This window comes from Maribacter stanieri (genome assembly GCF_900112245.1).
Classification (GTDB): Bacteria; Bacteroidota; Bacteroidia; order Flavobacteriales; family Flavobacteriaceae; genus Maribacter; species Maribacter stanieri.
The window spans coordinates 551,516-574,783 of record NZ_FOYX01000003.1 but is presented as its reverse complement, the minus strand read 5'-3'; the positions used below and the strand labels follow the sequence as shown (position 1 = coordinate 574,783).

Sequence of the window (23,268 nt, the reverse complement as noted above, 5' to 3'; positions counted from 1 at the left end):
AATTGGGAACCTTTTAATATGATATTATAAAAATATTTATCTAGGTAAACCTGTCAATTTAAAAAGAACGGATCCTTCTAAAGATGCACTACCCTCACTAATTGCAGTTGGATCAACAAATTTAAGTCCGTCTGCTCTTACGGCAGTCTCGGGTGTTGTACTGTAATTCCATCCATGAACTTGAGCACCACCAATAAAAGTTGGTTCAGAAGCTCCAATTATATCAGTTACATCAAAAAGACCTGTAATTTCCCACATACTGGTGGTATTACCAATTCCTAATCCTGCAGCAACAGTTTGGTTACATTCCATTACTTCAACAAAAGCACCTGTATTCAAATCTAATTGCCAAAGTTTGGCAAAACCTGTTATATCAGCATTTAAGTCTGCATACCCATTTGGATCTTCTTGTATATATGCATAGTTTTCTGTAACCATAATATTATCGGGAGAGTGCATACCGTCACCTTTACCACCTTCAACATCACCATCAACAACTACCGTTAAAACTGCATCGCCAGTAGGGTCATTTTCATTAAGCTCTAATTTGTATACACGACCAAAACCTGTACCTCTAAGATTTAAATCTGGATTATCTCCACGAATTCTACCAGTAGCATTAAAGTAAACTTCCCTGTTAGCTTCTGCAGAACCTCTTCTCCAATCAATATCTTCAATTCTCTGAAAACCAATAGCAGAAAGATCTATTGCTTCTTGATTTAGCTCATCAATTGTTCGCTCGGTAACCTCTACCCACTCAACATCGTAAGCAATATCTTCAGCCATACCCATTTCAAATAACTGTCCGCCTTCACCAGGTAAAGATTCAATAGGATTTTTACCTCTAAGTACATATAATTTACCACCATATAAATCTCCTCTAGCACCAACATACATTCCAAAATGAGCTTGTGGGTAGGTATTATCGCTATGGTCATCACCCATGAATATAACAGTTTGCGAAGTGTATGCATCTTTACCAATGGCAACGGCATTTTCCGTAGACCATTCGCCCAAGGCAGGTAATCTTTCTACCTCTACTCTATTCTCTTTAGCTCTAAATGGATTTACTTTATAAACACCCTTGGCATTTCCGCCCCATTCACCACCAGAAAGATATAAAGGTCCAAAACCATGCTCTTCAACCGTAATTGCAGAACCAGAACACATAGCTGTAAAGGCAGTTGCCGTAGAGTTTACTATATAATCTCCTTGTAGTGGCTGAAGTTCAGAATTCAACATTATTCTCGCTATTGAATAATCTGCTTCTAAATTATTAATTAATGCATAGTTACCGTCTTCTGTTGGAAATAATGCTGCACCATCCATATAAGAACCATAAACGAAAGTAGAATCTGATTCTAAAATATCGGCAGAAGACATAATCATATTCAAATTCGCAGAACCTGCAAACGCGCCTTTAAGTTCAAAAATTTCATTTGGTGTTACAGAACTGGTTAAAGGTATTGACTCTGACAAGGTTAAATCTTGCCCATCCGCACCATCTGAGCCATCTGCTCCATCGGCGCCGTCTACACCATCAACACCGTCAATACCATTGGTACCATCAACACCATCTTCTCCATCACAGCTCATTACGGCCATTCCTAGAAAAGAAAGAAACAATGCTTTAATTAGTAAATTTTTTGATTTTTTCATTATCAATATAGTTTTTAGGTTATAAAGTCCAAAACTATACCGACAACCTTTTAGAAAGGTTCACTGAAAATTAGCAATTGATGAACAGAAGTTTATGCTTGTGTTAAGATGTAAAATTAACTTAAAACCATGGTAATCAAAAGATAAAATAATAGTTAACACACCAATTAAATATCTGATTACAAGTAAATTAAGAAACTACACCTAAATTACCTAGAGACAGCTTCTGTTCTTTTCCTCCTTCAGAAATAGATTTGTAAATAGCCTCAACGATAATCATATCACGTTTTCCCATCTCGCCTGGTGCTATATTTTTAGAACCCGTAAGAATATGCTTTGAGAAATCATCCATTTGCAGAGCCTGTTGCCTTTTGTGCGGAAACTCTAATATATTACCGTTAGAAGTTATACCACTTATTGGGCCATAACTATGTGCAGGGTCAAGTTGAAACCAACCATCACTACAATGCACTTTTAACCTGTTACCATTCGCATTATGTGAAGTCATCATATGCGCCACTGCTCCATTCTCAAATTTAAATTGCGCGGTAATGGTTTCATCAGTATCCTTAAAATAATCTGGTCTTGTACTAAACTCTTGAGCAGAAACAGATATAGGGTTTTGACCTGTGCCATAAATGCTGGTTTGTATTGCATAAACACCCATATTCATTAATGCACCGCCACCAGATAATTTTTTATTTAATCGCCATTGATCAGGGTTTCCTTTAGAGATGTAACCTGCATCTGAAGAAACAAAAAGAACATCTCCAAAGGTTTTCTCTTTTACGAATTTTTTCACCTCTTTGGTATATGGGTCACTTTGCATTCTATAGCCCACAGAGAGTTTTACATTATTCTCATTACAAGCATTAATAATGGCATCGCACTCTGCAACACTAACAGCCATGGGTTTTTCACAAATAACATGTTTTCCCGCTTTGGCAGCTCTGATACAAAAATCTGCATGCATACTATTGGGCAATGCTACATAAACAATATCAATTGTGTCATTCTTTACAATAGCATCAAAATTATCATAGTTATATATGCTTTGCTTTGGTATATTATACTTCTCTTTCCAAATTGATTCTTTCTCCTTAGTACCAGTGACAATTCCTGCTAAATAACAATGTTCCGTTTCCTGTAACGATGGTGCCAATTGATAAGTACTATAACTACCTAAACCTACAAGAGCTATTCCTAACTTTTTATTCTTATCACTCAAAGTAAATGCATTTGCCATTGGTAAGTTTCCTAATAATGCAGACCCTAAAATTCCTTTTGTAGCTAAACTGCTAAAAGAGCGTCTTGTAAAATGTTTCATGTATTTATTTTTATGAATAAAAAGTATTGAAAATTAAATAAAAATCAGTGAACGCCTAAATTACGGCGTTAATTTTTTATTCAAAATATCAATAATTTTTTAAAAAAAATTGACTAATCCTTTTTTAAAGAAGCCTAAATTATCGATATGATATTAACTTAGAAATCAACCTTTTCAGAATATAGATTCAAGCTTTTATTCTTATTTTCGTTATTCAACAGAACCTTATCAAACCATGAAAAAACTTTTACAACTATCTATTTGTCTAGCGACTTCATTTGCCTTGGCACAGTCTAGGGAACTGCCTATAGATACTGTCATTACCTCACAGCACAATGCAACAATTAATGGCACTACATTTTCTTATACCGCACAAACGGGAACACAACCGGTATGGGATGAGAATGCAAAGCCAATTGCATCATTACATTACACCTATTACACCAGAAACAATATTAAAGATAGAGCAGCAAGACCCTTGTTAATTTCATTTAATGGCGGACCAGGATCAGGATCAGTTTGGATGCACTTAGCGTATACCGGACCTAGAATATTAAAAATTGATGATGAAGGATATCCCGTTCAACCTTACGGTGTTAGTGAAAATCCACATTCTGTATTAGACATTGCAGATATTGTTTATGTAAACCCTGTAAATACAGGATATAGCCGCACCATACCTGCAAGTGGTAAAGATGTTGATAGAGATAAGTTCTTTGGAATTAATGCGGATATTAAATATTTAGCCGAATGGCTAAACACTTTTGTTACTAGAAATAACAGATGGCGTTCACCTAAATATATTATTGGAGAAAGTTATGGTGGCACACGTGTAATGGGGCTTTCATTAGCGCTACAAAATCAGCAATGGATGTACTTAAATGGTGTAATAATGGTATCTCCTGCAGATTATAAAGTAATAAGAAATAGCGGGCCAGTAGCCGAAGCCATAAATCTACCATATTTTACTGCCGCAGCATGGCATCATAAAGCTTTACCCCCTGCGTTACAGAGTAAAGATTTGCTAGAAATTTTACCAGAATCAGAAGCATACACCATTGATAAATTAATACCAGCACTTGCAAAAGGCGGGTTCTTAAGTGCTGCTGAAAAAGATGCCGTTGCAGATAAAATGGCATACTATTCCGGTCTAAACAAAAAAGATATTCTTGACCAAAATTTAGTGGTTCCTACATCTTTCTATTGGAAAAATCTTTTAAAGGATAAAAGCGGGCATACCGTAGGGCGTTTAGACTCTAGATACTTAGGAATAGACAAACAAATAGCAGGCATGCGCCCTGACTATAATTCTGAAATTACCTCTTGGCTACACAGCTTTACCCCTGCTATTAATTATTATTTACAAGAAGAATTAAATTTCAAAACCGATGTAAAGTATAATATGTTCGGACCAGTTCACCCATGGAACAATGATGATGATAATACGAGGGAAGATCTTAGACAAGCAATGGCACAGAACCCATACTTAAATGTAATGGTACAATCTGGCTATTATGATGGCGCTACTACATATTTTAATGCTAAGTATACAATGTGGCAAGTTGACCCAAGCGGCCGTATGAAAGATAGATTTAGTTTTAAGGGCTATAGATCAGGACATATGATGTACTTAAGGCGAGAAGATTTAAAAACAGCGAATGATGATATTCGTGATTTTATTAAGCGAACCATTGCTACAGGTAAAAGCGCCAAATATTAATCGGCACTTACATTTATTTTTCTAAAACACTAGTAGTCATTCCCAACACCAACAATGAATTAATTTCAGTTGTTGCTGTTGGGAATATTTTTTTAGAGCTAAAATCTGCAGTTTTAATAGCATCTTTAAACAACTGCTCCCTCTTGCGTTGTTTTCGTTTTTTGAAAATATCAATGGTGACCCCTACTGTGACCCCTCCTAATACGGTAGCCAATAAATCTTCATTGCTCCATCCTCCATATTGATTCTGATCTATACTTTCTTTTGCCAATCCAATTAGTAAACTACCACCTACAGCACCAATAAAGGTCCAGGTTCTGTCACCATCAGAAATTTCATTGGCAACTCCTGCACCTACTAAACCATATAAGTTTCCTCCTAAAAAGTGAAGTACTTTGTCTTGTTCTATTTGAGAATAGGTGCTATGAAGCGTAAAAAGAAGAATTAAAATTATAAGAATCTTTTGCATACCGTGCAAAGATAAATATTCTAGGCTATGCCACCATTTTAAATTATACCACTATTTACAGGTTAAATACCCATTCGATTTATTTTATATTATCTTAGAATTTCAAAAAAAAATATGGAACTAAAAAATTTTATTAAGAGCCTATCAATCATGCATTTGTTCTTACTTGGAGGGTTAATCATTTTTACGGTTTGGGTTATTCTGCAAATAAACACGTTCAATACCAGTACCAATGGACAAGGTCCTTTTTTATATGCTGTACCTGTCTTTGCTATGCTAGGGTATTTTGGTAGTCAATGGATTTTTAAAAAAATGACATCTAAAATAAAAATGGATATCAAGTTTGAAGAAAAATTAAAAAAATATCAATCTGCACTACACTTAAAATATGCACTTATAGAAATGCCTGCGTTTATAGGACTCTTTGCCTATTATAATACAGGTAATGCATTGCCTCTTGTTATTTCTATATGTCTATTAGCTTATTTAGCAGTGCAAAGACCAAATAAGGATAATATTATAAATAGCATACCACTAACACCAGACGAAAAAAACCAAATTCAAAATACCTAATTAGATATATAAAATGAAAACAGTAAATAAATTAACAATAGCCTTTATGCTAACTTTATTAGGTTTGACTTCTTTGCATTCCCAAGATTGGGCAGATTTAAAACATTTTGAAGAAGCAAATACACTATTATCTGAAACTGAAAATAATGATGACCGTATCGTTTTTATGGGAAATTCTATCACAATTGGATGGTTGAAAAATCGTCCAGAATTTTTTAAAGATAAGCCCTATGTAAATAGAGGGATAAGCGGGCAAACTACACCGCAAATGTTAATACGTTTTAGACAAGACGTGATAAACCTTAACCCTAAAGTAGTAGTTCTTTTAGCCGGAACCAATGATATAGCAGGAAATACAGGTCCTTCTACTTTAGAAATGATAATGGACAATATTAAAGGTATGAGCGAAATGGCACATGCCAATAATATAAAGGTAATTTTGTCCTCTACCTTACCCGCTTATGACTATCCATGGAAACCAGGTTTAGAACCCTCAGGTAAAATAATTGCTTTAAATAAAATGATCAAACAATATGCAGATAAACAAGGTCACATTTACTTAGACTATTTTTCGCAAATGGTTGATAAACGTAATGGTCTACCAAAAAAATATGCTAGAGATGAAGTACACCCAACTGTTAAAGGCTACAAAGTTATGGAGCCTTTAGTTGAAGCCGCAATTGCTAAAGCTTTGAACGAATAGTATTTGATTTAGACTGATTTAAATCAGTAGCTCTTAATTTACTAAACCCAATACGCATTAGAATTTCAACTAAGAATTTAATTCAAATTTGTTGGTATTAAATAGCTTACATACTAGTTAAGATTTGATTATTTTTGAAAAAATTTGACTTATATAAAATGAAAAAGACACTATTCCTATTGGTCGCTACGGCCATTTCATGTAATTCTTCTCAAAAAACAGTTAAAGATGTGGCTACGGAAGCATCTACTGTTGCATCTGAAATTACATACGCAGAATCAATTACAGAAGCAGAATTAAAAGAGCATTTATACATCTATGCATCAGATGATTTTGAAGGTAGAGAAACTGGTCAGCCTGGTCAGAAAAAAGCTATAGCATACATAAAAGCCGAGTATGAAAAATTAGGAATACCTGCAGCAAAAAAAGATGGAAATTATTTTCAAGAAGTGCCTTTAGAAATCAGTAAACTTCCTACTGGAAAATTAAGTCTCAATGGCACAGATTTTACTATAGGCGAACATGTGCTAACATTTACTGCTGCAAACACAACTGCTGAGGAAATTGTATATGCAGCTTATGGCATAGAAGATCCATCATACTCTGATTATAATGATATTGACGTTGAGGGCAAGATTGTTCTAATGAAATCTGGTGAGCCAAAAAATGATGATGGTAACTATACAATTACTGGCACTAATGAAACTTCTATCTGGAGTAACATGTCAGAATCTTTAACAAAAAGAATTCAGATTGCAGTAGATAAAGGTGCAACTGGTGTTTTATATTATGACGCTGATAACTTTAATAGGTTTAAACGTAGGTTTGAATCTATGAAAACTAATAATAGTGGAAGAATGGAAGTTGTTGATGATAACGCTCCTGAATTCTATAGTTTATTTATAGACCAAGTTCTTGCTACTAACTTACTATCTAATATTGAAACATATAACGAGCCTAAAGTATTAAGTAAAAGCTTACAATTAAGTTTTGAAAGTTCTAACGATAAAATTGCATCTGAAAATGTTGCTGCAATCATTAAAGGTTCTGAAAAACCAGATGAGTATTTAGTAATTTCATCTCACTTAGACCATATTGGTATTTCTGCTAATGGAGATATTAATAATGGCGCAGATGATGATGGTTCTGGTACAGTTGCTCTTTTAGAAATCGCAGAAGCGTTTAAGAAGGCTGCTAATGAAGGTAATGGTCCAAAACGATCAATTGTATTCTTACACGTAACAGGAGAAGAAAAAGGCTTACTAGGTTCTCAATATTACACAGATGTAGACCCAATTGTTCCACTTGCAAATACCGTAGCCAATCTTAATATTGATATGATCGGAAGAATTGATCCAGCTCGTGAAGGAGACCGCAATTATATTTATTTAATAGGTTCTGACAAACTAAGTTTAGAGCTTCATAACCTTTCTGAAGAGGTTAATAAAAAGTTCACCAATATAGAACTTGATTATACCTATAATGATGAGAACGATCCAAACCGTTTTTATTACAGAAGTGATCATTACAACTTTGCAAAGAACAATATTCCAATTATATTCTATTTTAATGGTACCCACGATGATTATCATAAGCCAAGTGATACTCCAGATAAAATCAATTACGATTTGTTGGAAAATAGAACAAGATTAATTTTTTATACCGCTTGGGAAATTGCAAATAGAGAACAAAAATTAAAAGTAGACTAAAAGTCTTTAGATACGTAAATGAAGAAGCCTAATAGTTATGGTAACTATTAGGCTTTTTTATGCGCTATGAATAAGTTAGTGACCTACTCTAAATAAAAAAAGCCTTAGAAATAAATCTAAGACTTTTAGTTTGCTTTTAGGGTGGAAGACCGGGTTCGAACCGGCGACCCTCGGTACCACAAACCGATGCTCTAACCAGCTGAGCTACAACCACCATTTGTAAGCGAGTGCAAAGATAATTTTTTTAAACAGTTCTAACAAATAATAATTTGAAAATTCAATAAATATTTAATTTTAAGAATCATTTATAATAATTTTTCTAACTTCAAGTTTTATCTAACACAACCTATTAAGATTACACCACCTTCATAATGCATTCTATATCAAATTATAAGCATAATTTTTTACTATTTGCATTTATATGTACTAGCTTTTTTAGTGCTTTCGCTCAAAAAGACAGTATTGATTTTTATCATGAAAAAATTTCGAGATTAACCCATTCCCCTAATTTTTCAGAAAACACACCTCAATATATTGACAACCTAAACCAGCTCTCTTATTACCAAAGACTTATAGAGCAAGATTCTATGCTAGTAAACTCAGAAAGAGCACTTGCACTGAGTAAGAAAAATAAATATATACAAGGGGAGCTTGAAGCCTTAGCAAATCTTGCAACTTTATACTTGTACACAGGTCAAACAGACAAGTCAATTGAATTCTCCTTAGAGACAATTAAAAATCCTGAATTAAGTAGTTTTCCTAAAACAGAAATGAAAATTTATAATATTCTTGGACAAGGATATTATTTCAAAAATGACTATCCTTCCACTTACACTCAATTCTTACATACTCTAGCTATAGCAGAAAAGAATAGTGATCAGTTTCACTTGTTTCGAATGAATATGAATTTGGGCACTATTTTTAGTCGCCTTGAAGATAATGAGGAGGCTTTAAAATATTATGCTGTTGCCTTTAAACACGTTAAAAATTTAAAAGACCCAACTAAAGAAGCTATGATGCTAAGTAATATGGCATTCTTAAATATTGAATTAGGAAATTTAAACCAAGCAAAGATTGAATTAGACGAAACATTAGCGCTGCTTGAAAAAAATAAGCAAACAACATGGTTAGCATGGACCTTTTCTACTTTAGGGTTGTATTATTTAACATTAAATGATTTTGATAATGCTTTAGTGAATTATCAGAAATCTTTAGATATGCATGATGAGTTCAATGATGTAAAAGCAAAAGCTGATATAAAATATGGTCTTGGAAGATCATATTTAGGACTAAATAATTTAGTGAAAGCTGAGGCGAATATAAATGAAAGTGTAATGCTATATGCATCTTCTGATTATGATACAGGTCTAGAAAAAGCATATAGAACGTTATATGAAATTAGCAAAAGTAAAGATGATGTAGCAGAGTCTTTAAAATACCTTGAACTAACCGAAAAACTTTCTAACGACAATTTCAAGAAAAAGAATAGACGAAATTTAACAATGCTCAATGCAAAATTAAATTTTGAAAAAGAAACCGAAAATCTAAAAGCTCAGAATGAATTAGCTATAAATCAACAACGTAAGTACGTAAAATGGGCATTAGCAGCACTATTCACTTCACTAGTCATTGTTTTCCTTATTTTAAATGCTAACAAAAGAGAAAAATTATTAAACAAAAAACTAGCAAACCAAGCTAAAATATTAAATAAAAATCAAGAAGCATTAACTCAAATAAACTCTAATCAAGATCGTCTTTTTTCTATTGTTGGTCATGATTTAAGAGGTCCAATTATATCATTGAATGAAATTCTAACTTTGTATCTAGAAGATCCTGAAGGCAAGGATTATTTTGAAAAATTTGCTCCACAATTAAAAGAAGACTTAGAGCAAGTTCAATTTACAATGGATAACCTTTTACATTGGGGAAAAACTCAGATGCAAGGAAATACAATAAACGTTAGAAGCATTTCTGTTAGAAATGAATTGGATATTATATTACAGCTATATCGTAATGAAATAAATAAAAAAGCGATAACTATAAATAACCAAGTTGCTGTCAATCATAGTGTTTTTGCCGACCTTCAACAGTTCAATGTTATATTTAGAAACTTAATCAATAATGCCATTAAATTCACTCCAAACGAAGGTATGATTACTATCAAAACTAAAATAAAAGATAAAAACTTAGTTATTCAAGTTTCTGATACTGGCGTTGGCATGACAGAATCTGATGTACAAAAGTTATTCAGTGACACTGAAAATTTCTCTAACTATGGTACAAATTTAGAGAAAGGTACCGGCTTAGGACTTCGTTTGGTGAAAGCTATGGTCATTAAAAATAGCGGAGAAATTATTGTAAAAAGTGAACCGAATAAAGGAAGTCAATTTATTGTTCAGTTGCCCGTGGATATTGCATAAAACATAATATTGACTACACCCATAAAACAATCATAAGGTTTAAAATAATTTTCTGATACATTCATTTTTTTACATTTCGTCCCTTAATAATTATTTGTATCAAAAAAATCAAAATCATCGACGAACTACACTTTTAGAACGTTAAAACACACAATAATTCGCATTTCACAACATTTATTACTAATCCGTAATCTTCTAAACTAATTTTAGATTCACATTATAGTGATATCTATGAAATTTAGAATATTAAAACCATTTTGTTTAAACAACCTGCTTCAAGGTTGTATGGTTATATTCCTAATTTTATCATTCACCACTTTAGCTTCACAATCTTCAAAAAGAGAAATTTTACTGAGCGAAATAGAAGAAATAAGAAATTCTTCAAACTTCAACTCTAAAGATACTCTTTATATACACAACTTAATTGCACTTGCATACGAGTACCGTTTTCATAATTTGGATAGTCTGTATACGCTTAGCCAAAAAAATTTAGCTTTAAGTAAAAAGGCTGAATACACAAATGGTGAGATCAGTTCATATCATTCAATGGGAGGATATTATTCTGATAAAGGTAAAATAGACCAAGCTATTATATATTTCAATAAAGCTTATAAACTTGCCGAAAAATATGAAAACAACTTTTTAAAGGTAAGAACCTTAAATGATTTAGCTAAGGAGTATGGGTTTAAAGGTGATTATTCAAAATCATTAAAATGGTATTTAGAAGCAATGGAAATTGCAGAAAAATATAATTACAAAAATTCCATTTCCATTATAAATGATAACATTGCCCACTTATACCTTGAGCAAAAGGACTTTCAACAAGCGATGGTATTTTTACAAAAATCAAAAGCCGTACATGAAGAAGTCGGCAATCCTGTCTTTCTTGCAGAAACTCTAAGTAACATTGCCTCTACATATGCAGACATGAATGAATTGGATTATGCTATGTATAATATTAACATTAGTATAGCTACGTTTGAAAAAGAAAAAATACTAGAATGGTTAGCATACTGTTATGAAATTAAAGGAAAAATATATCTCAAAAAGAATAAGAATACTTGGGCACTTTATTGGTATAAGCAAAGCGAATTATTACACCAAGAAATAGAGGATGACAGAGGTAAAATAGATCTACTAAATGGTATGACAGAAGCCTACTTAAATCTTAAAAAAGATAGTATAGCAGAAGAATATGCATTTAACGCATTTAATTTATCTAAGAAAATTGGTCTTAGATCCGGAATTAAAAATAGTACACAAAACCTTTCCAAAATATTCAAAATAAAAAAAGACTTTGAAAAATCGCTTTGGTACCATGAGCTATACCAAACAACGTATGAATCTCTTTCTGCAATTAGTAATGAAAAAGCATTGAATATGCTTAAAACTAGAGTAGAATATGATCAACAAAAACAACTACTAATCGTAGAAAATGAAAAAGCACTAGCAAAACAGAAAATTTACATTTATATTTTTATAATAATACTTTTCATCTTTGCTATTATAACGTTCATTGTACATAGAAATCAACAAGAGCAGAAAAAACTGAATCAAGAACTAAGAAATAAGAAAGCTGATCTTGAACAAAAACAAGCTTACTTAAATGAATTGAATCAGACAAAAAATAAATTATTCTCTATCATTGGTCATGATTTAAGAGGACCAATCGGTGCTTTTCAGGGGCTATTAAAATTATTTAAGGAAGGAGAAATGACCAAAGATGAGTTTTTGAATTTTGTTCCTAAACTTAAAGTTGATATAGATACCATTTCCTTTACACTTAACAACTTATTATCTTGGGGGCAAACCCAGATGAATGGGTCTATTACAAGACATTCCATAACCAATTTAGATAGTATTGTTGAGGAAAATATTGCACTATTATCTGAAATTGCAGAAGCTAAATCTATTACTTTAATTAATAGAATTGAACCTAATTGTCAGGTTTGGTCGGACCCCAACCAGATTGATATCATTATTAGAAACTTATTAAGTAACGCCTTAAAATTTACACCTAATAATGGTAAAATCATTATTGGTGCAATTCAAAAAATTAAAACATGCGAAATTTACGTTAAGGATAACGGTTTAGGAATGAGTGAAGAAATCATAGGCAAACTTTTCGAAAAAGATTCTAACCACACCACTTACGGTACCAACGATGAGAAAGGTACAGGATTAGGTCTTTCTTTATGTAAGGAAATGGTTGAGAAAAACAATGGTAAAATATGGGTACATAGTGCGTTGGGTAGAGGGTCAAGCTTCTACTTTACCATACCAAGAATACAAAAACAGTACAAAGAATCTGCTTAAATTAAGCTATCTAGCGAATCTACAGCCACCATTCTTTCAACGGTAAAACCTTCTGCATAATCTACACCAACCAGTCTTCCTAAATCTTTTGCCCTATAGTGAACACTCTCTATAAAAGTTTTACTACTAATAGGAGTTTCAGGCTCATTACTACTAGGATCATGAAATTGTGAGCCATATGCTAAAATTGAATCTGTTTTAGCCTCCAAATATTCACTAATGTCAACAACAAAATCTGGAGTAATATTTTTCCATTGAATGTAATGATATACTAATTTAGGCCGCCATTCTTGTTGGCTCTCCTGCCCTATTCTAGTCTCTATACGCCTTAATCCACTTAAAAAACAAGCGTCGCTTACCAATTTACTTCCCTTGCCGTGATCAATATGTCTGTCATCAACAGCATTACACAATACAGTATGTGGTCTGTATTTGCGTATCATTTTTATAATTTCTAGTTGATGCTTTTCATCATTAACGAAAAATCCATCTCTAAACCTTAAATTCTCACGAACTTCTACACCTAATATTTTTCCTGCAGCAGCAGATTCTTTATCACGAATTTCTGCAGACCCTCTTGTACCCAACTCTCCACGAGTTAAATCTACTATACCAACTTTTTTACCTAATGCAATCTCTTTGGCTATAGTGCCACCGGCACCAAGCTCTGCATCATCAGGGTGCGCTCCAAATACTAAAATATCTAACTTCATTCTATACCAATTCTAATTGATGCTTATTATTTTATACTTTCTAAAGCCTGTAAGATATCCTGCTTTAAATCTTCTACTTCTTCTATACCAACAGAAAAACGAATTAGTCCGTCAGCAATACCTTGTTCCGCTCTTACCTCTGCACTCATAAGTGCGTGTGATGTTTTGGATGGTGACAGCACTGTGCTCTCTACACCAGCAAGACTCATTGATGGTTTTATTAACGACAATTCTTTTTGAAATTGAGATGCATCTAAATCTGAATTTAATTCAAAAGATAACATTCCCCCAAATCCTTTCATTTGCTTTTTGGCAATTTCATGATCTTGGTGAGATGGTAAACCTGGGTAATATACTTTTTCAATCTGTGATAATCCGTCAAGGAAATGAGCCATTGCCAAAGCATTCTCATTTTGTGCCCTTACCCGTATTCCCATTGTTTTCATACTTCTTTCCAACAACCAAACGGTATAATCACTGAGGCTACCACCAAAATTTTTTGCTAAATGAAAAATACGCTCCATATTTTCTTTTGTAGAAGCTACTGCGCCTGCGCAAATATCTGAATGACCACCCATGTATTTGGTAGCACTATGAATTACGACATCAATACCAAAATCAATTGGATTTTGGTTTACCGGACTCGCGAATGTATTATCGATTAAAGTTGTGATTCCATGTTTTTTCGCAATGGTAGCAACGGCTTCTAAATCGGTAATTGTCAATAGAGGATTAGAAGGTGTTTCTATATAAATTACTTTAGTGTTCTCTTTAATTTGAGCTTCAAATGCTTCGGCACCCCACCCATCGGTAAAAGAATATTCAATTCCGTATTTAGAAAACTCTTCGTTGACCAAATTGTAGGTTCCACCGTATAAGGTCTGTTGTAAAACCACATGATCTCCTGCTCTTAAAAAGGCTAATAAAGCTGTACTCACTGCAGCCATACCGCTACCAAAAATAAGTGCAGATTCCGCATGTTCCAATGCCGCAACCTTTTTGCAAAGTCCTTCTTGATTTGGTGTATTAAAATATCGAGGATAACGTTTTACATCAACATCTTCATAAGCATAAGATGTACTCATATATAATGGAGAAATTGCTCCACGATGTTGTTTGTCCTCTAATTCACCAACGTGTGTACAAATGGTGTTCAATCCTTTTTTATTCGAATTCATATGCAAAAATTATAAAAAATAAAGGTAAGGAATAGAATGTAAATGTTATCTCTAACATTGCTATGAATGTGATTATAACTATTACAACCTCTTTCGTCTCCTTATAGTTTTAAAACTTTCAGAACACAATTAAAATAACTTTGAAAAAATATAAAACAGAATAATAACAACAAGCTAATAATACTATATAAATAATTAGCTAGAATTATAAAATATTGAATAGTTTATTCAAAAACCTTTGAAATACTAGAACTGTCACATTTTGTTTTTAGATTTATAAGTATATCCACAAAGAATAAATTAATAAAATCTAACATTAGCAATAGCCATTTGAATATCTATTTATCATGAAAAAATCAATTTATATATTTCTTTTAATTGTAGCGTTAGCTGCATGTAAAAACCAAGAACCAGTTGCAAAAGGATATCAAGGTCAAGGGAAAAGTGCAGTAGTCTCCACTTTATCTAAACCAGTTCAAAAACAGTGGAAAGGAATCTGGACTTTTGACGATGAAGCTACATTTTTCAGTAATGATTTTGAAAGTGGAAGACTAAACGGAATAACCTCTGACGGAAACAATCACTTTACCGCTTTAATAACAGCTGAAAACACACCAGTTAATGTGAGTCCTTGGTATGCTTTTAAGGTTTGGTCAAAAACCCCTAAAACTATAACCATTAAAATGACCTATCAAGATTCTCGTAGTAGATATTATCCTAAAATAAGTACAGATGGTGAGAATTTTAAAGTTTTAGATAGTACAAATTATACTGCCTTAAATAAAGGTGTTGGTGATTTTGGCATTAAGGCAGCACCAGAATTCGTCGAGATAAAAGTCAAAATAAGTGAAACATCAACATATATTACCGCGCAAGAGCTTTATGGCTCTACACGAGTAAAAAACTGGATAGATTCATTATCAACCAAGCCATTTATTTCTACGTATGAAATTGGAAAAAGTAAGGAGAATAGAGCTATGAACTTAATGGAGGTAAGTTCTAAAAAAAATAAAAAAGCTGTTATGGTGATTTCTAGACAACATCCACCAGAAGTTACTGGTTTTCTGGCAATGAAATCTTTTATTGAAACCTTAACAGGAGACTCCCAAAAAGCTCAGAAATTTAGAGATAACTATGACTTATTTGTTGTCCCATTAATGAATCCTGATGGTGTTGATAATGGCAACTGGCGACATAATATGGGCGGAATAGATTTGAATAGAGACTGGCAAGATTTTAATCAGCCAGAAACAAGAAGTGTTAGAGATTTTCTGGTAACAAAAGAATCTGAAGGATATGAGTTTGTCTTCGGTGTAGATTTCCACTCTACATGGGACGATATCTACTACCCTATCGACACTACGATTACCGGTGATAAAGGTAAAATTGTTTTTGATTGGATAGCGAATATTACCGATAGATTGCCTCAAAAGCATACAAATGTGAAACCATCAACCAATATTAAGCCTACTATGGTATCACGCAATTATTTTTATGTGAACCACGGTATGCCAGCTATAGTTTTTGAATTAGGAGATAACACACCTAGAGATTTCTTAAAACAAAAAGGTAAGGTAGCCGCTGAAGAATTAATGGATTTACTTGATAATCAAGATTAAAAACAATCTTTAAGGTATATTAACAAAAAAGCCTCGTGGTATACCACGAGGCTTTTTTATACTAAAATTTTTATTTGCTGTAATTAACTTTATACCTCCAAAAGCTTATTCCGCCTAATACCAGCACTCCAGCAACTAAGTAATAAATAAAAGTTGGCGTAATAACCTGGGCTCCACTAGCGTAACTATGAAGACCAACCAAATAAAAGTTAACACCAAAGTAGGTCATCATAATACTACCAAAAGCAACAACACTCATAAAATTGAAAGTCCATTTCCCTCTTAAGCCAGGAACCAATCTTGTGTGTATTACAAAGGCATAGATCATAATAGAAACAAGTGCCCAAGTTTCTTTTGGATCCCAACCCCAATAGCGACCCCAACTTTCGTTGGCCCATTGTCCACCTAAAAAGTTACCAATGGTAAGCATGACAAGTCCTGTGGTCAAAGCTAATTCATTAATTATGGTCAATTCTTTTATGTTGATTGCCATACGTTTTTTATTCTTTTTGGTTGTCAAAATCATTAAAATTAATGAAACAAGACCTAAGATCATACCAACGGTTAAAGGTCCATAACTACCAACAATTACGGCTACGTGTATCATTAACCAATAACTGTCTAAAACTGGAACTAAGTTACCTATTGATGGGTCAACCCAACTTTGGTGTGCTATCCATAAAAGCATAGAAGTTACAAATGCAGATGCTGCAAAAGTCATATCACTTTTACGACCTAGCGCCCAACCAATACCCATGGTAGCCCATGCTACGTATAATATACTTTCATAAGCATCACTCCAAGGTGCATGACCAGAAATATACCAACGTAGAACCAAACCAGCAGTGTGCCAAATGAAAAGTAACATTATAGTTCCCTTAAAGAAATATATTGCAACTCTCCAAATCGATCGATCTTTGAAAATTTGAAAAACAAGAATAAAGAACATCAAAAGCCCTACAACTGCATAATACCTATACAGTTTATTGAAGATGTTTAGTTTATTATAAATAACCTCAGTATCAATCTTTTTCTTTGATGGCAATACTTCACTACCATGATTTAATTGATTCTGCTGAAAAGCTGCCAATAATTTATCTGCAGAAGCATAATCTCCACTTTCTTGAGCCTTACCTAGAGTCATTAAATAATAAGGCATTGCATTCTTTACAAAGTTGGAGTAAAGAGAATCTCTAATTTCATACTGCCCTCCCCTATACTCTACTGCCGAAATCCATTTGTTATTTTCATCGTCAAGCAACGGAAATATCTTAACAATATCTTGACCTAAAGCCTGATTCAATAAACTCAATCTGATATTGGCATCTTTAAAATCTTGCTGAAATTTATTTGGGTTGGTAGTAGCTGTTGCTTCCCTTAAAAATGGCTCTAATTTGTACTGCCCTTTTTTATCAAAAAAATCGGTTGCTTTTACATATTCTTGACCGGAAGGAATACCAATAACTTTTCTAATACTATCATTCTGTGATTTCTTATCTAACGCAATAAACTCTGTATTGTACCATACAGCAGGGTTCATCATCATAGAAAGTAATACCTGATCCGAAGAAAAATCTAAATAGGTGTCCTTATAACTTAACTTACGCAGCAATTCTGATGAAAATGTATTAATAGGCTTCATACGCCCACCTTCATCTTGTATTACTAGCTTACCAAACTTATCAGCATGTTCTTTACTTACCATACTGGCTTTAAGTAAAGAATCTATTTGTGTCTTGCTAGGTGCCTGTTGATGCCCTTCTTCTGGTGTGTGTTGCTCTTGAGCAAAAGAAGAAAATGAGAATGCCATTAAAACAGCCAACACTCCAAACATTTTTTTCTTTTTGATCTTAAGTTCATCCAAAGAATCAGCTAAATCTTTAAAACGGGTCTTGCCAAAAAACATAATTCCCATTAAGCCTATGTATAATAGAAAATAACCAATATAGGTGATCCAAGTACCCCAAAAGTCATGATTTACAGATAATGTTGTTCCTTTTTCGTCCGGATCAAAACCCGATTGAAAAAAGCGGTAACCATCATGATCCAGTACGTGGTTCATAAAAATGTCGTAATCAAAAGGTCTTTCATCCTCAATGGTAACCCTACTCATGAAAGATGCATAACCTTTATCTGTTCCAGGATATTTCTCGGCTATAAAATCATTCAATTTAATCCCAAAAGGTAATTCGTAAACTTTAGAACCATATCTAATAGAAAAATTGAGTCCGCCTACATTAACCTTTTCGCTAAAATCGGAAGGTCCTTTACTACCTAATAATTTGATTTGTTTTGTTTCTCCGTTCGCAGTAACATCAAAAATTATAGCATCTTGATCCATTTTTGTTTTCTCTGCTTCAGGTATTTCAACAATACCATATGAACCTTGAGTAATTGAATCTGGAATAACAAACTGCATACCGGCCGTATTATACAACGAACGCAAGACTAAAGGTTGCAGACTATCTTTTACCAAAACACCTTGAAACTGATCTGCCATGCGCATATAATTCCCTTCAAAAGGAGAATGAACTTGATAAACAGAATCTGTAGTCATTATATTAATGGCACCATCAGTTTTGTTATTCAAAGCAAATAATACATTATGTATGCTGGCTACTTTACCATCTTCTAAATAGTGATCATGACGTTCACCATCACCTGCTTCAACTATTTTCAAAAATTTAGTTCCATTAGTATCAGGTAGTAGACCTTGCTTGGCACCTTTTATAAAATCTACATAAGAAATTTCAAAGTCTTCATTGTTGAAATCTGCTTTCCATGGAAGATTAGATTTTATAGCCTCTGGAGTAACTATTAGATCATCTTCTAAAATCTTTCTTCTAGCCTCTCCATCAATTTCACCATCAACATAAACCGTTAAAAAAGTTTTATCGGAATAAAATACATTTTCAGTTTTTCCTTCGCGAATAGGCATCATACCTTCAAAACTGATGTATCTGGTTACAAATGCACCTATAATTATCAATACCCAAGATAAATGCAATAGTAATACCGGCCATTTTTCTAGACGCAATAAGCGATATCTAGATATGTTTCCTAAGAAATTAATAACAAAGAACACCATTATAACTTCAAACCACCAGGCATTGTAAATCCAAATTCTTGCAGTTTCTGTGCTATACCAGCTTTCTATAAAAGTACCGAATGCCATCGCTGTTGCAAAAGCGATAAATAGAATAGACATTAATCGAGTAGAGAAGAATATTTTCTTGAACATTTCCGTCATGGAAGTAGGAGTTGATTTTCAAGATGCAAAAATACGGTGTTTTCATCATTTACGAATGGCTTTTACTGCTTTATAACTTCATTAAAACTGTTAATTTTAATACAACAAGACTTCTATAAACTTTGTACTTTTGCCACATGATATCCGTTGTAATAGTAGGCACAGGAAATGTAGCTCAGAATCTCTTTAACGCATTAGAAAAGGCAAATGACGTAAGCGTTAAACAGGTAATAGGCAGAAACCCTCAAAAATTGGCTTTCGTAACAGATCAAGCAATAACAAGTTCTAATTTTGAAAAGATAGTAGCTGCCGATATTTATATTCTTGCCATTTCAGACGATGCCATCAGCGTTGTAGCCCAAAATTTTAAAAATATTGATGGTATTTTAGTACATACATCTGGGGCTACTTCCATTGATGAACTAAGTACCGCTAAGCGTCCGGGCATATTTTATCCTTTACAGACATTTACCAAAGACAGAATTATTACGTTCAACGAAATTCCTATTTGCATAGAATCACCAAATGAAGATGATTTAGAATTATTAAAAAAACTAGGAAATACACTAAGCAACACCGTTGTAGAATTAGATTCTGACCAAAGAAAAACACTACATGTAGCGGCAGTTTTTGTCAATAATTTCACTAATTATATGTATACCGTAGGCGCAGAAATCTGTTCTGAACATCAAATAGATTTTAAATTACTACAACCTTTAATTAAAGAGACTGCGTCTAAATTAGACAAGATCACTCCTTTAGAAGCCCAAACAGGACCTGCAAAACGAGGAGATCAGAAAACATTACACAATCATTTACAATTAATAAAAGACAAACACCAAAGGGAGCTATACACCCTATTAAGCAACGCAATTAAAGAAAAGCATGGAAAAGAGTTATAAAGAATATTTAAAGGATATTACTACATTTATTTTTGATGTAGATGGGGTATTTACCGATGGTAGTCTTTTGGTAACGAGCGAAGGCGAGTTATTACGAAAAATGAGTGTTAAAGATGGCTATGCACTTAAAGTTGCGCTTAGTAAAGGATATAATGTATGTATTATAACCGGTGGCACAAATGAAGGTGTAAAAACTAGATTAAGAGCTTTAGGAGTTACCGATATTTATATGGGAGCACATTACAAAATGGATGCTTTAGAAGAATATTTGGACATTTACCACATTGATGCGGAAAACGTATTATATATGGGTGATGATATACCAGATATACCACCCATGAAAGCTGTAGCCTTAGCCACTTGTCCACAAAATGCCGTTGCTGAAGTAAAAAGTGTTAGTCAGTATATTTCACACATTAACGGAGGTAATGGCTGTGTACGTGATGTTATAGAACAAGTGTTAAAAGTACGTGGTGATTGGAACAGTCATTTTAGCGCTGCAAACGATTAAAATATGCTAAAGAATAAATTAAAAGACTATCATCTAATTTTAGCATCGGGTTCACCAAGAAGGCATCAGTTCTTTAAGGATATGGAGCTTGATTTTGAAGTGCGAATTAAGTCTGTTGACGAAATATATCCAACAGATTTAAAAGGAGCTGAAATATCAGATTATCTAGCAAAATTAAAGGCAGAAGTTTTTAAACTTGAATTAAAACCTAAGGATATTTTAATAACTTCTGATACCGTGGTTTGGTACAATAATGAATCTTTAGCGAAGGCTATTGATAGTGAAGAAGCCGAATCGATGTTAAAAAAAATGTCTGGAGAATGGCATCAAGTAATTACATCTGTATGTTTCACTACTAATGAACGACAGATAATACAACATTCGATAACCGAGGTTAAGTTTAAAGAGTTATCTATTGAAGAAATTCGCCATTATATAAAAGAATATCAACCTTTTGACAAAGCAGGTGCTTATGGTATTCAAGAATGGCTAGGCTTAATTGGCATTGAACAAATTAAAGGTTCATACACAAACGTAGTTGGTTTACCTACTCAATTAGTTTATGAAACATTATCAAAATTAGTAACCTAATATATTGTAATTATAAAAACATAGCAGGTATGAAATTCTTAAAACTAAATACAACTTTTTTTAGCATTTTCGGTGTATTAATAGTACTTACCAGTTGCAAGGAAAAACCAGCGAGTAATAGTAACACCTTAGCTATGTCTACCTCAGTTTCAAAAACAGAAGCTCCTAAAAAAGAGCTTTCGCAAGAGTTTAAAGACTATTGGTACAATGGTACCGCAGAAATTACATCCTATAATTTAGAACAAGCCAGATACGGGGAAATAAGAGAAGGAAGCGCTGTTATGATATATGTAACAGAACCTTTTACACCAGGAACGCAAGTTAAAGCAGACAATAGTAACAAGAATAATATTCCGGTTTTAAAACTAAATGCTACAAAAAATTATATAACAGGTATTTACCCCTATTCTATAATGAACAGTAGCTTCTATCCTGTACATGATAATGAACATGCAATAAAACTTTCATTTTCATCTCAAGAATGGTGCGGACATGTTTATGCGCAGTTGAATAATAAAGAGGATTTTGAAATAACGAGCCATTCTTATTTTGAATCTGAAGCTGATCAAAATTATCATTTAAAAAAAGCTCATTTAGAAAACGAAATTTGGAATAAAATCAGGATTAACCCTTCAGACTTACCAACGGGAGAAATAGTTATGATTCCATCATTAGAATTTATTAGGCTTACCCATAAGGAGTTTAGGTCATATAAGGCAATTGCCTCTTTGACCGAAGCAAATGGTTTAAAGACTTATGAAATTAGTTATCCTGAGTTAGAAAGAACACTAAAGATTAATTTTGAAAATAAATTTCCATATATGATAGAAAATTGGACAGATACTTTTCATGATGGATTTGGTGACAATAAAAAAGTTTTAACTTCAAAAGCAACAAGAATTAACAGGATTACAACACCCTATTGGCAGAAGAAAACGAATAAGGATTTATCTTTGCGAGATAGTTTAGGGTTATAGTGTATGAAAGAATTTATTACCGAACATCATAATGAGCTAATCTACAGTCTCATTGTATTAATTGTTATACTTGTTTTAAAATTCTTATTTACCACAGCGGTAAGAAAGGTAAGTAAAATCAGTGATTACAATCCTGTACGTACAAACCTCATTATCAAGTTTATAAATATAGCTCTAACCATTATTGCAATAGTTGTTCTTACCTTGGTATGGAGTGTAAATTATAGAGATTTAGGCGTTATGCTGTCCTCTGTTTTTGCAGTAATTGGTGTAGCATTATTTGCGCAATGGTCTATTCTTAGTAATATAACCGCAGGAGTAATAATTTTCTTTTCTTTCCCTTTTAAAATAGGAAATACTATTAGAATATTAGACAAAGAATTACTTGATCCTAACAATACAGACCTAGATAAATTTGTAATAGAAGATATTAGGGCTTTTCATCTTCATTTAAGAAGAAGTAACGGTGAGATTCTAACCTACCCGAATAACCTAGTATTACAAAAGGGTGTCATATTAATTTCAACCTATCAGCAAGGTGAATTTTTGAACACGGAAGAAGAGGAAGAACAAACGCTTTGATTTTGTTAAAGAAGTCGTAAAAAAGCAAGCGTAGGTACTAATCTTATTA

At 33.1% G+C, this 23,268-nt stretch carries 18 protein-coding genes and 1 tRNA gene; 12 read left to right on the top strand and 7 right to left on the bottom strand.

The window, feature by feature from the left end:
* Positions 1 to 36: 36 nt before the first annotated feature.
* Both BM296_RS16215 and BM296_RS16210 read right to left on the bottom strand, forming a co-directional pair.
* The gene (locus BM296_RS16215; RefSeq protein WP_143099092.1) at positions 37 to 1,659 is read right to left on the bottom strand and encodes a PhoX family protein; all 1,623 of its coding nucleotides are present in this window, start codon (positions 1,657 to 1,659) and stop codon (positions 37 to 39) included.
* Positions 1,660 to 1,849: 190 nt separating this feature from the next.
* Positions 1,850 to 2,986 carry a Gfo/Idh/MocA family protein gene (locus BM296_RS16210; RefSeq protein ID WP_091904518.1) on the bottom strand — a complete coding sequence of 379 codons (1,137 nt, stop codon included), beginning with the start codon at positions 2,984 to 2,986 and terminating at the stop codon, positions 1,850 to 1,852.
* 235 nt (positions 2,987 to 3,221) lie between these two features.
* Between BM296_RS16210 and BM296_RS16205 the strand changes: the two genes are divergently transcribed.
* On the top strand, positions 3,222 to 4,706 hold the full coding sequence (locus tag BM296_RS16205; RefSeq protein WP_091904516.1) for a S10 family peptidase: 1,485 nt from the start codon (positions 3,222 to 3,224) through the stop codon (positions 4,704 to 4,706).
* A 13-nt stretch (positions 4,707 to 4,719) separates the two neighbouring features.
* Here the strand turns inward: BM296_RS16205 and BM296_RS16200 are convergent, their stop codons facing one another.
* Entirely contained in the window at positions 4,720 to 5,175 is a 456-nt protein-coding gene (locus BM296_RS16200; protein ID WP_177214972.1) for a YfiM family lipoprotein, read from the bottom strand.
* Positions 5,176 to 5,325: 150 nt separating this feature from the next.
* Between BM296_RS16200 and BM296_RS16195 the strand changes: the two genes are divergently transcribed.
* The 3 genes from BM296_RS16195 (at position 5,326) to BM296_RS16185 (ending at position 8,160) form a co-directional block, all read left to right on the top strand.
* Positions 5,326 to 5,748 carry a hypothetical protein gene (locus tag BM296_RS16195; protein WP_143099091.1) on the top strand — a complete coding sequence of 141 codons (423 nt, stop codon included), beginning with the start codon at positions 5,326 to 5,328 and terminating at the stop codon, positions 5,746 to 5,748.
* A 13-nt stretch (positions 5,749 to 5,761) separates the two neighbouring features.
* On the top strand, positions 5,762 to 6,451 hold the full coding sequence (locus BM296_RS16190; RefSeq protein WP_027066865.1) for an SGNH/GDSL hydrolase family protein: 690 nt from the start codon (positions 5,762 to 5,764) through the stop codon (positions 6,449 to 6,451).
* A 158-nt stretch (positions 6,452 to 6,609) separates the two neighbouring features.
* On the top strand, positions 6,610 to 8,160 hold the full coding sequence (locus BM296_RS16185) for a M28 family peptidase (protein ID WP_091904514.1): 1,551 nt from the start codon (positions 6,610 to 6,612) through the stop codon (positions 8,158 to 8,160).
* Between the two features lie 139 nt (positions 8,161 to 8,299).
* Here the strand turns inward: BM296_RS16185 and BM296_RS16180 are convergent.
* Positions 8,300 to 8,375 (bottom strand) — tRNA-His (locus tag BM296_RS16180).
* A 156-nt stretch (positions 8,376 to 8,531) separates the two neighbouring features.
* On the opposite strand from BM296_RS16180, the gene BM296_RS16175 reads away from it, so the two are divergent.
* Together BM296_RS16175 and BM296_RS16170 are read left to right on the top strand one after the other, a co-directional pair.
* Positions 8,532 to 10,580 carry an ATP-binding protein gene (locus BM296_RS16175; protein WP_091904512.1) on the top strand — a complete coding sequence of 683 codons (2,049 nt, stop codon included), beginning with the start codon at positions 8,532 to 8,534 and terminating at the stop codon, positions 10,578 to 10,580.
* 231 nt (positions 10,581 to 10,811) lie between these two features.
* Positions 10,812 to 12,896, top strand: a complete 2,085-nt coding sequence (locus tag BM296_RS16170) for a tetratricopeptide repeat-containing sensor histidine kinase (RefSeq protein ID WP_245787039.1) — start codon at positions 10,812 to 10,814, stop codon at positions 12,894 to 12,896.
* Here BM296_RS16170 and bshB1 read toward each other — a convergent pair.
* Both bshB1 and BM296_RS16160 read right to left on the bottom strand, forming a co-directional pair.
* Entirely contained in the window at positions 12,893 to 13,609 is a 717-nt protein-coding gene (gene bshB1 / locus BM296_RS16165; RefSeq protein WP_091904510.1) for a bacillithiol biosynthesis deacetylase BshB1, read from the bottom strand. The two genes, BM296_RS16170 and bshB1, sit on opposite strands and share 4 nt — an antisense overlap.
* Positions 13,610 to 13,635: 26 nt before the next feature.
* A complete protein-coding gene (locus tag BM296_RS16160) occupies positions 13,636 to 14,787 on the bottom strand; it encodes a trans-sulfuration enzyme family protein (protein WP_091904508.1) in 1,152 nt (383 codons plus the stop codon).
* A 347-nt stretch (positions 14,788 to 15,134) separates the two neighbouring features.
* On the opposite strand from BM296_RS16160, the gene BM296_RS16155 reads away from it, so the two are divergent.
* On the top strand, positions 15,135 to 16,406 hold the full coding sequence (locus BM296_RS16155; RefSeq protein WP_091904506.1) for a M14 family metallopeptidase: 1,272 nt from the start codon (positions 15,135 to 15,137) through the stop codon (positions 16,404 to 16,406).
* A gap of 70 nt (positions 16,407 to 16,476) precedes the next feature.
* Here the strand turns inward: BM296_RS16155 and ccsA are convergent, their stop codons facing one another.
* On the bottom strand, positions 16,477 to 19,656 hold the full coding sequence (gene ccsA, locus BM296_RS16150) for a cytochrome c biogenesis protein (protein ID WP_091904504.1): 3,180 nt from the start codon (positions 19,654 to 19,656) through the stop codon (positions 16,477 to 16,479).
* 137 nt (positions 19,657 to 19,793) lie between these two features.
* On the opposite strand from ccsA, the gene BM296_RS16145 reads away from it, so the two are divergent.
* The 5 genes from BM296_RS16145 to BM296_RS16125 are packed head-to-tail and all read left to right on the top strand — an operon-like array spanning position 19,794 to position 23,219.
* Complete coding sequence (locus BM296_RS16145) at positions 19,794 to 20,558, top strand: Rossmann-like and DUF2520 domain-containing protein (RefSeq protein ID WP_091904502.1); 765 nt, start codon at positions 19,794 to 19,796, stop codon at positions 20,556 to 20,558.
* Positions 20,542 to 21,069 (top strand): KdsC family phosphatase, encoded by a 528-nt coding sequence (locus tag BM296_RS16140; protein WP_091904501.1) that lies wholly within the window; start codon positions 20,542 to 20,544, stop codon positions 21,067 to 21,069. Before BM296_RS16145 ends, BM296_RS16140 begins: the two co-directional genes overlap by 17 nt.
* 3 nt (positions 21,070 to 21,072) lie before the next feature.
* Positions 21,073 to 21,660 carry a Maf family nucleotide pyrophosphatase gene (locus BM296_RS16135; protein WP_091904499.1) on the top strand — a complete coding sequence of 196 codons (588 nt, stop codon included), beginning with the start codon at positions 21,073 to 21,075 and terminating at the stop codon, positions 21,658 to 21,660.
* A gap of 29 nt (positions 21,661 to 21,689) precedes the next feature.
* Positions 21,690 to 22,637: a septum formation inhibitor Maf gene (locus BM296_RS16130; protein ID WP_091904497.1), complete on the top strand. Its 948-nt coding sequence runs from the start codon at positions 21,690 to 21,692 to the stop codon at positions 22,635 to 22,637.
* A gap of 3 nt (positions 22,638 to 22,640) precedes the next feature.
* Complete coding sequence (locus BM296_RS16125) at positions 22,641 to 23,219, top strand: mechanosensitive ion channel domain-containing protein (protein WP_091904495.1); 579 nt, start codon at positions 22,641 to 22,643, stop codon at positions 23,217 to 23,219.
* Positions 23,220 to 23,268 lie beyond the last annotated feature (49 nt).

Excerpts from the sequence above, each read along its gene's own strand:
- BM296_RS16135 (WP_091904499.1), top strand. The coding sequence starts at position 21,073 with ATGCTAAAGAATAAATTAAAAGACTATCATCTAATTTTAGCATCGGGT.
- BM296_RS16205 (WP_091904516.1), top strand. The coding sequence starts at position 3,222 with ATGAAAAAACTTTTACAACTATCTATTTGTCTAGCGACTTCATTTGCC.
- BM296_RS16185 (WP_091904514.1), top strand. The coding sequence starts at position 6,610 with ATGAAAAAGACACTATTCCTATTGGTCGCTACGGCCATTTCATGTAAT.
- BM296_RS16125 (WP_091904495.1), top strand. The coding sequence starts at position 22,641 with ATGAAAGAATTTATTACCGAACATCATAATGAGCTAATCTACAGTCTC.
- BM296_RS16195 (WP_143099091.1), top strand. The coding sequence starts at position 5,326 with ATGCATTTGTTCTTACTTGGAGGGTTAATCATTTTTACGGTTTGGGTT.
- ccsA (WP_091904504.1), bottom strand. The coding sequence starts at position 19,656 with ATGACGGAAATGTTCAAGAAAATATTCTTCTCTACTCGATTAATGTCT.
- BM296_RS16160 (WP_091904508.1), bottom strand. The coding sequence starts at position 14,787 with ATGAATTCGAATAAAAAAGGATTGAACACCATTTGTACACACGTTGGT.
- BM296_RS16175 (WP_091904512.1), top strand. The coding sequence starts at position 8,532 with ATGCATTCTATATCAAATTATAAGCATAATTTTTTACTATTTGCATTT.
- BM296_RS16155 (WP_091904506.1), top strand. The coding sequence starts at position 15,135 with ATGAAAAAATCAATTTATATATTTCTTTTAATTGTAGCGTTAGCTGCA.
- BM296_RS16200 (WP_177214972.1), bottom strand. The coding sequence starts at position 5,175 with ATGCAAAAGATTCTTATAATTTTAATTCTTCTTTTTACGCTTCATAGC.
- BM296_RS16130 (WP_091904497.1), top strand. The coding sequence starts at position 21,690 with ATGAAATTCTTAAAACTAAATACAACTTTTTTTAGCATTTTCGGTGTA.
- BM296_RS16215 (WP_143099092.1), bottom strand. The coding sequence starts at position 1,659 with ATGAAAAAATCAAAAAATTTACTAATTAAAGCATTGTTTCTTTCTTTT.
- BM296_RS16145 (WP_091904502.1), top strand. The coding sequence starts at position 19,794 with ATGATATCCGTTGTAATAGTAGGCACAGGAAATGTAGCTCAGAATCTC.
- bshB1 (WP_091904510.1), bottom strand. The coding sequence starts at position 13,609 with ATGAAGTTAGATATTTTAGTATTTGGAGCGCACCCTGATGATGCAGAG.
- BM296_RS16190 (WP_027066865.1), top strand. The coding sequence starts at position 5,762 with ATGAAAACAGTAAATAAATTAACAATAGCCTTTATGCTAACTTTATTA.
- BM296_RS16140 (WP_091904501.1), top strand. The coding sequence starts at position 20,542 with ATGGAAAAGAGTTATAAAGAATATTTAAAGGATATTACTACATTTATT.
- BM296_RS16210 (WP_091904518.1), bottom strand. The coding sequence starts at position 2,986 with ATGAAACATTTTACAAGACGCTCTTTTAGCAGTTTAGCTACAAAAGGA.
- BM296_RS16170 (WP_245787039.1), top strand. The coding sequence starts at position 10,812 with ATGAAATTTAGAATATTAAAACCATTTTGTTTAAACAACCTGCTTCAA.